We start from the raw sequence: 8,679 nt of genomic DNA, 5'->3' as shown, positions 1-8,679 counted from the left end.
GCGGCGATGCGGCGCAGCGACATGCCGGACATGCACAGGGAGAGCACCAGCTGCTGCAATGCCCAGCCGTACCAGCGGCGCGGGCAGAAGCACAGCGGTAGGCGTGAACAGGTACGGCAGCACGCCGTGCAGCGAAAGCGCGGCACCAGAACGGGATTCAGCGCACCGGCTGCGCTGCGATCAGCCTTGCGGTCGTAAAAGCCATGCCCCCAAAGGCTGGCGACGCCGCAGTGCGGACAACGCGGCGGACGGTAGGATTCGAGCGTGAAGAGGATGGCGCGCTGGTGTTGCTCCAGCGCGCGATGGGCGTGTACGATACGATGCATAGGCCGGTCAGTTCTGGAAAACGTGCGGGGTCTGGACAACGTCGCACGATACCAGAGGTGCATCGGCCTTCTTTACGCCTGCAGCGTCGCGCGCTACGCGCGGAAAAGTTCAGAACATCGTTCTCGCCGTCCGCGCGACAAACATCCCCTGTTCCATCTCATATTGCGCGCGCCATAACACAATGAACGGCAAAGCCCTCTTTACTGGCACCTTGTTACTGGCTGGATTCGTCTGCCCCGCATCTCCTGCATTTTCGCAGTCATCTCCTCCAACGTCCGAAACGGCAAAACAAACCAAGGAGCTGGTCGACAAGGCCGCCGCGTTGATAGACAGCAAAGGCAAAGCCGCGTTTTCCGACTTCAGAATCAAGGGCAGCGAGTGGTTCCATGGCGACACCTATCTGTTTGCTTACGATCGGAACGCAAATGTCCTGTTGAATCCGGCCTTCCCTGCACGGGAAGGGACTAACGTCCACGGCCAGAAAGATACAACCGGCAAGCTGTTTCATGACGCCATGATCCAGACGGCTGAAACAACGGGATCGGGCTGGGTCGACTACATGTTCCCGAGACCGGGGCAGACTGAGCCATCGCATAAATGGACGTATGTGAAGGCGGTCAAGATTGACGGAGTTCCAGGCTTGGTGGGTTCGGGCTTCTATTCGGAGTAGGTTCGGGCAGGCGGCGTTCGAGTTGTCATCTCCTGCAACTTTCCCGCGAGCAGCCGTTTAGCCGCCTTACCGCGTGATCATCCTCGTGCGGGCTTGTCTTCGCCGATGCGGGTCACGTCGAAAGTTGCAGTCTGCTCTCGGTGCTCGAATCTCACACCTTGAAATTCCGCTCCAGGTCGGGTTCGTTTCCGTTCAGGGGTGAGAACAAGCCGAACGTGCCGAAAATGATGCACGGTCACGCCGCCAGAGCGATGAGGAGCGTTATAGGGATCGAGCCATGCGCTCGTAGCAGCGCCAGCGAGCGCCAAGTGAATACTTCATCAGCAGCAGAGAGTGCGCGCGCTTTCACCTCACGCTGCTCATTGACCGGCGGCGACATTGTGCGCAATGCCGCACGCGTCATTAACCTCGACCGCGTGCTGCCGAATACGAACCGGAGACGCAGGAACTCCGAGCGTTGCTCAAGCGTAATTACACCGCGCCAGTCGAAATCCTGGCTTCGGGCGACCCGTCCCTGCTGGCGAGACCGGGTAGCGGTGAGGCGGTTAGCCGTGCGGAGGACTTTCGCCGCACTCAAAGGGACGCTCAAAGTGTCGATTGCGCCGATGCGCGATGCGATCTCTCTCCTCGGTCGGTAGCACGATCCGCTACATTCAGAGACGGACTGAGTAGCGGCAGTCGCGCTGTCAGTTGCAACCGTGACTCTTCGCGGTCTTGTAGCAGGTGGTCCCGCCGGGACCATGAGCCACGCCTTTGCCGTTCATTGTCTTCGCCTCGCCGCCCCGGTTGGTCTGAGTCGTCCGCACACCGTTCTGGTTCGCTTGGGACGTCCAGGCTGTACCAGTGCTGCGGTTATATCCGCCGGCAGTCTGTCCATTGCCGCACACTGTTTCACCACGGGCGTTCGTCGCGCATTCTGCAAACGCGTTCGTGGAAAGCACTACACATGCCAGTATCACGAGAGTCTTCATGACCATCTCCTGGGGGCGGCGACGGCCGACGCACTGCCCGCGCTAATTGATTCTGAACCTAGTGGTAACCGGCCCGACGTGAGCCGGCTGTATAAGTCTAGTTCTTTCAGGATCGTTTTCCTCTCTCGGCGGTTCTTGGACGGGAATTTCGGCGCCGCACTCTTGAAATTTAGGAGCGCCACAGCAGTTCTTATGCATGCAACACCTTATACGAAACAGGTGTTGCACTTCAGATTGAGGCCGCCCACTTTATTTGGACGTATTTACATGCCGGATCTCGATGCCCTGACAAGTCCGATGAACGGTCTTCGAGCCGTCGACGCAAAGGTCCGAAGTTCAGGGGACCCGGCTGCCGGAATGGACGACATGGTGAAAGGGGAGCGGCGCATCCGGAACGTTGATCACTGCACCGTTCGATCGCCTCGCCGACTGATCGGGGCTTGTTCGGCGACCGACAGGCTGTCTTTTCTGCCCGCCTTCGAAACGGCTTGCAAGGTTTCACGCACGCGCCTCGCCGCGAGCAGCGGCACATAATCGAGGATCCGCGCGTCGATACAGAAGACCCGCACCGTCTCCGCGTACATCTGAGAGACGATCTCCTCGGGAGTGGCAGTTAGCACAGCTATTTCGCGAATTACTTCCTGCGCGTCCGGGGTGTTCATGGGCGCCTCACGCTGTGCTTCAAGTGAGGCTCCATTAGAGGAGAGGGCGTAAGCATCTGACCAATTGAAACGGTCAATCGCGAAGCCCGGGCTAGTTGAAGAACTATCTCGCGGTTCGAAGAGACGCAACGAAGTTAGGCAGGCGGGGCTTGACGCGGGTTTCGTTGATCTTTCGCTCGCCACTATCGTCAGTCACGGCAATTCGTCCAGCAGGGACGCGTGTCAGGCCTAGAAGCTGCTGCATTGCAGCAATTTTCTTCTGCAGCGTGCCCTTATGCGAGCAGCGAAATCCGTCATGGCGCGTGTCCACGTCGCCGAACGCGTAATCCGTGCAACGTTCACTCACTTGACCGGCCCGTTGCGGATCACTGAAGGGGCGCGCGTTTGGGCAAACGGTGCTCCCATCCGATTCTGGTTGGCGATTGCGTCCGTGAGTCGATCGAACGGCTGGGGCACACGCCACAGCGAAGCTGATCTAGCCGCCGTTCTGAAGGGTTACCTAGCTACCAAGCTTCCAGGGCGAGATTCTTAGTCAGACAGCGCCGCATTCTTCCGTCGTCAAAGATCCGCCGCCGACAGCTTTACCCGTTCCCCAGTGCGCCGTAAAACCTTGTGTTCGATCGCCTGTAAAAGCCGACGTTTGCCGAGCTTGAAAGCAAGCATCAATTGCTTTGGACTGCTGTTCCGAGCACCGAGTTTTGCGCGAATCGCTTAGGCCGGAAGCGCAAAGGCGCAGTATCCCCCAGCCGACGCCGTAGACCGAAAACCAAAGGGTTTAATCGACGGCAAGAAGGGGGGCGTAAGATTCGTAAAATGCTGGTCCATGGCTTTCTCCTTCTGGCCCATAGCGGAATCGTAAACCTCGCACGGCGAAATCATGATCCCTGGCCCGAGCACCCGTAGCCACCTCAATAGAAAAAAAACCGCCACTAGGGAAACGCTGATTAATAAAGCTCGGCGGTCATCGCTCACGTAGCTGCGGACGTTATAGAAGGCAGCTCACGAAACGGACGCACGAGGATGAAGAGGCAGATTGGCTTCGCGGAAGCGGAAATTGCAGGCAAGAAGCGTGACGAGGCGCCAACGCTTCTTGGCGGAGATGGAGACGATCGTGCCGTGGCAGCGTTTGATGTGTGCAATCGAACCGCATTACCCGAAGGGCACGCGAGGCCGTCCGCCGACGGCATCGATCTGGCAGTCGAGAACGTGCCGGATGCGACCACGCTGCTCAAATTCCGTCGCCTGCTGATCGAGCACGATCTGACAAGGAAGCTGTTCGACGAGATCGGTATCTCGCTGTGCGAGCGTGGACTGATGATGAAGGAAGGCACGCTGGTTGATGCCACGATCATCGAAGCGCCACCGTCGACCAAGAACGCCGGGAAGAGCCGTGACCCGGAGATGCATCAAACGAAGAAGGGAAACGAATGGCACTTTGGGATGAAAGCCCACGTTGGCGTGGACGCCGAATCGGGCTTGGTCCACAGCGTGGCTGGCACGGCGGCCAATGTGTCGGATGTGTCGCAAGCCCATTTGCTGCTGCACGGCCATGAAGAGGAAGCGTTCGCCGACGCGGGCTACATTGGTGTAGACAAGCGTGATGAAATGAAAGGCAAGGCAGTAAAGTGGCATGTCGCTGCCAAGCGCGGAAAGATCAAGGCGATGCAGGGGGGACCGCTGAAGGAGCTGGTGACTGCGCTTGAGGGAACCAAGGCGCAGATCCGTTCGCGCGTCGAGCATCCGTTTCATATCGTCAAGAACCTGTTTCACCATCGCAAGACCCGCTACAAGGGCTTGGCCAAGAACACGGCGCAACTGTTCAGCTTGTTCGCTCTGGCGAATCTGGTGATTGCGCGAAATCTGTTGCGATCGGTGCATGGGAGCACTCCGTCACGCGTATGAAAAATGCGAGCAGAGGGGCTCGTTTAGGAGCCGAATCCGTCTGTGAAGCCGTTGATACATTCCCGGCGGCCGGCACATCCCAAACGGTATAGCCGCCCGGTTCCGGGGGATCGGTCCAGCGACAATGAAGATTGCGCGAGGGGTCTATCAGTACAAGGCCATTGACGACTGCTCGCGCTTCCGCATACTGGCCGTCTATCCCCGCAGAAATGCCCGTAATACACTGCATTTCCTCGATCGCGTGATCGAGGAATGCCCCGTTTCCTATCCAGCGTATCCAGACTGATAGGGGCGGCGAGTTCTTCGCCGAATCAGTGCAGCGGCGTTTGATGACCGAGTGCATCAAATTTCGACCGATTCCGCCACGCTCGCCACACCTCAATGGCAAGGTCGAGCGCTCGCAGCTTACTGACCTGAACGAATTCTGGTCCCACCATACTCCAACCGAGGATGCGATTGATCGGCGAATTGAGGAGTGGAAGTTCGACTACAACTGGCGCCGCCCACACGGCTCACTCGGGGGCAAGACGCCGGTTGACCGAATCGCGGAAGTGAGCGAAATCACACCTCTCGCGGAGCAGGTGGGTAGCGCCTACGACGAGAGGAAAGAGCGAATCCGACATCGCGAATGGCGAGTCGACAAGATCGTTGCCCAGCATCATCGGCGCGCGCTTGATGTCGTGGCTCCGGTAGAAGACGTGAGGTCTAGAACGCCAAGAAAGCAGTCTTCAAGAAAGTGAAACGATGTCTGTGAATCGCCCGCATCATTTTAGGCGGCATCGAACTCATGCACATGATATCGAAAGGGCAGATGAAGAGTGACGATGGACGGCATCGTTCAGTCCCCGAGCAGTTCTACGATCTTGCGAAATAAGCATTCCTATTCGTCCCACCAGGACTTTTCCTGATTTCCTTACTGCGACCGAACCTACGGCGGCCTCAACGGTGATGCGCCCTCGCACTATGGGCTCACACGCTTCTTACCCCGCCCAGCACGCTGGTGGGTTCACGCCGATCATGCTTCGAGCGTTGGTGTCCGACGTTCGCGGACGACAATCACGTTCACCGTACGACAGCGTCGACACCGTTTTTGTCCCGGTTTCCTTTGCCTCACTTCTTGGCAGCTCCCATCCTTCTTTCCAACTGCCTGCGTTGTCGCCACCGTCACCCTCTTTTCGCGACGATCATCTGACGTTTCAAGCGATTTCAAGGCCGTTATCGGCACACCATTGCCTCAGCGCTCTTTCAACAGAGTCCGTCTCAAAGGAATACCAGCGCTCAAGCGCGCCTTCACGAGCCAGCAGATCTTTGAAACGCCCATACGCCCCTTGCCGTCGGAAAAATCCTTCGACCTGCTCGTAACACATGGGCAATTCGTGTACGACAAAGCGCAACGCGAGACTTCTTCCCAGATCGAGCTCATTCTTATGCGGTATCGCAAGATACCGATCCGAAGTTTCAAGGTCGTCAGGACGATCTTCGTCGAATGCGTCGTCGAAATCAGAGGTCCAATAGACCTTGCCCGTATCGAGCGAGACATACGCGTCATGCTCCATCGGAGACGCGTCGCTCACGAAATCGAAGGCCATCGAAAGATCGGCGTATCTGACCGCGGCCATGCCTCTGCTCCCAAAGGTTGTAGCGTTCGAACGCCGAATCCCTGGACTGGTGTACAGGCCGGTGTTGGCCCAGACCCTGTCAAAACGCACAGCCACTCGAATTGACGAAGCGCTGTCTCGGCGCAAGTCGCGTCTTTCGTTGCACATGCCGAATTCAAAGTCACCGGCGAACTTTATTGCCGAGGATTAGCAACTCCTGCGGCCATCACGCCCGTATCGCCTTCATAACAACTTCTGAACCAAGTATCTTAATCACTCGCTTGATGTTGTATGCAAGCACATGCAAGCTCATTGCCGTACTTACCCGCTCAATGGTTCGAGTCAGGAAATGAGTGGCTCCCATCCATGCCTTGATCGTGCCAGACGGGTGCTCGACGGTTTGTCGCCGGATCCGCATCATCTCAGGCGCATGATCGAGTCGCGTCTGCATATCCTCGAGAACAGCTTCGTGTTCCCAACGAGCCACGCGACGTTGAGGACTGGGAGTGCAACTCTCCTTCAACGGACATTGTTGGCACTTCGAACTCCAGTACTTACTGATCTTCAAGCCGCGCTCAATGGTCGAGAATCGCCAAATGAGTCTCTCCCCAGCCGGGCACCGATATTCGTTCGTCTTTGCGTTGTAAATGAAGTCATCCTTCCCGAAGCGGCCATCAGCAGTGGCCATCGAGGTCACCGTCTTCGGAACAAACACCGTTATTCCAGCCTCGTGGCATGCCAGTATCTCTTCACTCTTGCAATAGCCCCGATCCGCAACAGCAGTGATTTTGTCGACGCCCATTTCAGCACGAGCAAGCTTGGCCGTCGATGTCAACTGATCGCGATCAATGCCATCGTTAGTGAGGACGTGCGCGACGATTAGATGGTGCTTCGTGTCGACGGCCGTTTGTACGTTGTAGCCGACGACTCCCGTTCCTCGCGTCTTGATTGAACGCGCATCCGGATCGGTGAGCGATATCCGTCCATCGGGTGCCGCCTTGAGTTGGACCTCGATCTCCTTGAGACGTTGCATCTGCTCCTTCAACGCTGCAATCTTGTCCCGCAGTCGCTCTGTCCTGGCCTTCGCGATTGCAGGTTCCTGACGATCGGCTGTGTCCATCGCCTGAAGATACCGAGCAATACTTGATTCGATGTCGCGCATGCGCCGTTCGAGCTTGGCGCTCGTGAAGTTGCGATCGCGATGGTTCACCGCCTTGAACTTGCTGCCGTCGATCGCGACGATTGCATCAGCGAAAAGGTCCAGACGTTGGCATAGCATCACAAACTGACGGCAGACGTTGCGGATAGCTTTGCCCTTGTCTTTACGGAACCGAGCTATGGTTTTAAAGTCCGGTGCCAGCCGACCAGTGAGCCACATCAACTCGATGTTTCGCTGCGCTTCGCGTTCAAGACGACGACTGGACTGGATGCGATTAAGATAGCCGTAGATATAGATCTTAAGCATCACCTCAGGATGATAAGCCGGTCTTCCAGTCAAGGCAGGCTGTACTCCCTCGAACCCGAGATCATTAAGATCAAGTTCTTCTACAAAGACATCGATCACGCGGGCCGGATTTGTGTCCGTCACGTAATCATCAAGCGCTTCGGGAAGGAGAAAGCTCAGGTTACGATCGTCGCCTCGAACGAAACGCTTCATTTTGCGCATCCCCCACCGTTGGATAGCGAAATTCTAGCGCTCCAAAAATGCGTTTTGACACAATCTGGGCCGTACGCGGGCGCGTCGTCCTTCGGCGACGATACCCCCGCTCAGCCCCCGCTACTGAAGTTCGCCTCGCCGCTGTCATCTAGGCCCGCAAGTCCGTGGACGTCGCCCTCTCGACCAACCAGACGCAGCCATCTCCCCAGATTCTCGCTGCTTCCGTCAAGTAGCCGGTTAGTCAAGGTAGGATCGTTCGCCTTTCCCAGCATATTGTGAAGCCCGAGGTAGGCGACCAGAAGGTGGTACATGGCGCTGCGCAAATCATCGTCTCCGCCTTGGCCTCGTCGCGCGTGCCGATGCAAGTCTTCAATCGCGCGACCGAGTTTCTCGCCGACGTACGACAACGGCACGCCATGACGGTCCTGCCACGACGTGTATGCCGGGCCATTGGCGTTCAGTGGAAACTCGTCGGCTCCCTGTGACATGTCCTCTCTCCCTGGTTGTGTGCGTAGTCAATGCAGAGTCGGCCCGTTTGCGAGACAGCAATGCTCGTACTTACGGCCACGGTTCGTTGCGCCCGACCTTGGGCGCGTCCCGGCGCAGGGGAAGTTGACTCGGCATGGCCGCAAGCCCCCGCCGGATTTCTGATTATTACTTCGCAATCCTACTAACATTTGCCAACGTTACTTATGTTAAATGCATGTATAGATCGGCTCCGCGATGCCATCGCGCAGTGGGCTCCCAACTTCCGTAGACGGCCACGAAGGGACGTTCGCCGGCGAATGTGTTCGGTCACTCGGATGTCGGGTCGGACTGGCGGATTCAACCGGTCGATGCAACACAATAACGCCATGTAAGCGGCGGGAGTGTTGCGATGAAACAGAGACGC

Annotated in this window: 7 protein-coding genes and 3 pseudogenes; 4 read left to right on the top strand and 6 right to left on the bottom strand. The window is 57.3% G+C overall.

From position 1 onward, the window contains the following. Nucleotides 1-326, bottom strand: a 326-nt coding sequence (locus AWB75_RS37515; RefSeq protein ID WP_235012265.1) for a DUF6431 domain-containing protein, incomplete at its 3' end; no start/stop codon positions are given. A 182-nt stretch (nt 327-508) separates the two neighbouring features. On the opposite strand from AWB75_RS37515, the gene AWB75_RS35550 reads away from it, so the two are divergent. Beyond that, on the top strand, nt 509-997 hold the full coding sequence (locus AWB75_RS35550; RefSeq protein ID WP_061128617.1) for a cache domain-containing protein: 489 nt from the start codon (nt 509-511) through the stop codon (nt 995-997). Nucleotides 998-1,683: 686 nt separating this feature from the next. Here AWB75_RS35550 and AWB75_RS35540 read toward each other — a convergent pair. After that, on the bottom strand, nt 1,684-1,968 hold the full coding sequence (locus AWB75_RS35540; RefSeq protein WP_087087183.1) for a hypothetical protein: 285 nt from the start codon (nt 1,966-1,968) through the stop codon (nt 1,684-1,686). A gap of 401 nt (nt 1,969-2,369) precedes the next feature. Then, nucleotides 2,370-2,630 carry a DUF3562 domain-containing protein gene (locus AWB75_RS35535; protein WP_087087182.1) on the bottom strand — a complete coding sequence of 87 codons (261 nt, stop codon included), beginning with the start codon at nt 2,628-2,630 and terminating at the stop codon, nt 2,370-2,372. 1,020 nt (nt 2,631-3,650) lie between these two features. Here AWB75_RS35535 and AWB75_RS35525 point away from each other — a divergent pair. From AWB75_RS35525 to AWB75_RS38315, 3 pseudogenes are all read left to right on the top strand, one after another. Next, nucleotides 3,651-4,532, top strand: a pseudogene (locus AWB75_RS35525) (IS5 family transposase). Nucleotides 4,533-4,574: 42 nt separating this feature from the next. Then, a pseudogene (locus AWB75_RS35520) lies at nt 4,575-5,272 on the top strand (integrase core domain-containing protein); the annotation flags it as partial. Between the two features lie 17 nt (nt 5,273-5,289). Continuing rightward, nucleotides 5,290-5,406, top strand: a pseudogene (locus AWB75_RS38315) (IS6 family transposase); the annotation flags it as partial. A gap of 322 nt (nt 5,407-5,728) precedes the next feature. Here the strand turns inward: AWB75_RS38315 and AWB75_RS35515 are convergent. From AWB75_RS35515 to AWB75_RS35505, 3 genes are all read right to left on the bottom strand, one after another. Further along, on the bottom strand, nt 5,729-6,151 hold the full coding sequence (locus AWB75_RS35515) for a UPF0158 family protein (RefSeq protein WP_061128614.1): 423 nt from the start codon (nt 6,149-6,151) through the stop codon (nt 5,729-5,731). A 205-nt stretch (nt 6,152-6,356) separates the two neighbouring features. Continuing rightward, nucleotides 6,357-7,787: an IS1182 family transposase gene (locus tag AWB75_RS35510; RefSeq protein WP_061128618.1), complete on the bottom strand. Its 1,431-nt coding sequence runs from the start codon at nt 7,785-7,787 to the stop codon at nt 6,357-6,359. 110 nt (nt 7,788-7,897) lie between these two features. Beyond that, complete coding sequence (locus AWB75_RS35505) at nt 7,898-8,275, bottom strand: hypothetical protein (RefSeq protein ID WP_061128613.1); 378 nt, start codon at nt 8,273-8,275, stop codon at nt 7,898-7,900. Nucleotides 8,276-8,679 lie beyond the last annotated feature (404 nt).

Origin of the sequence: Caballeronia catudaia (genome assembly GCF_001544755.2) — a bacterium.
In the GTDB taxonomy this organism is placed as follows: domain Bacteria; phylum Pseudomonadota; class Gammaproteobacteria; order Burkholderiales; family Burkholderiaceae; genus Caballeronia; species Caballeronia catudaia.
Note: the sequence above shows the minus strand (reverse complement) of the source record. Positions and strands in the feature narration are given on the sequence as shown.

What these genes read in the sequence shown, in the direction of transcription:
- AWB75_RS35515 (WP_061128614.1), bottom strand. Translation starts at nt 6,151, where the DNA reads ATGGCCGCGGTCAGATACGCCGATCTTTCGATGGCCTTCGATTTCGTG.
- AWB75_RS35550 (WP_061128617.1), top strand. Translation starts at nt 509, where the DNA reads ATGAACGGCAAAGCCCTCTTTACTGGCACCTTGTTACTGGCTGGATTC.
- AWB75_RS35510 (WP_061128618.1), bottom strand. Translation starts at nt 7,787, where the DNA reads ATGAAGCGTTTCGTTCGAGGCGACGATCGTAACCTGAGCTTTCTCCTT.
- AWB75_RS35535 (WP_087087182.1), bottom strand. Translation starts at nt 2,630, where the DNA reads ATGAACACCCCGGACGCGCAGGAAGTAATTCGCGAAATAGCTGTGCTA.
- AWB75_RS35540 (WP_087087183.1), bottom strand. Translation starts at nt 1,968, where the DNA reads ATGAAGACTCTCGTGATACTGGCATGTGTAGTGCTTTCCACGAACGCG.
- AWB75_RS35505 (WP_061128613.1), bottom strand. Translation starts at nt 8,275, where the DNA reads ATGTCACAGGGAGCCGACGAGTTTCCACTGAACGCCAATGGCCCGGCA.